The organism is Dysgonomonas sp. 511 (assembly GCF_010501105.1).
GTDB lineage: Bacteria > Bacteroidota > Bacteroidia > Bacteroidales > Dysgonomonadaceae > Dysgonomonas.
Window position 1 is genome coordinate 1 of record NZ_QVMQ01000111.1, and the last position, 316, is coordinate 316.

The following is a 316-nucleotide window of genomic DNA, read 5'->3' on the forward strand; positions in this document are numbered from 1 at the left end:
GCTATTATTTCCATCTTACTATATTTTAGTTGATTACTCCCTGATAAATTTCATATAGTCGAAACTGTCAATCTCATTGCCGGACATAGATTGCCTGTGCCATCGTCGTTGCCGGAGCATCCGGCAAAGAATAAAACACTAAGGAGGAACCATACCGGTCCCCAACTATTTATATTATGCGGACTCCGACGATTTTCCATAAACGTTACAAAGATAGAATTTTAAACATTTATAGAAGCTAAAGCTGAAGCTAAACGTAAAGAGGGGCTGGTAGAAGCGGAAATTACCAAAGAAAAAGCATTGGCAACAGCAGAAG

1 protein-coding gene is annotated in these 316 nt (G+C 39.2%); it reads right to left on the minus strand.

Annotated features, from left to right (window positions below):
* Positions 1–50: 50 nt before the first annotated feature.
* A complete protein-coding gene (locus D0T57_RS15495; RefSeq protein WP_163274363.1) occupies positions 51–200 on the minus strand; it encodes a hypothetical protein in 150 nt (49 codons plus the stop codon).
* Between the last annotated feature and the right edge of the window lie 116 nt (positions 201–316).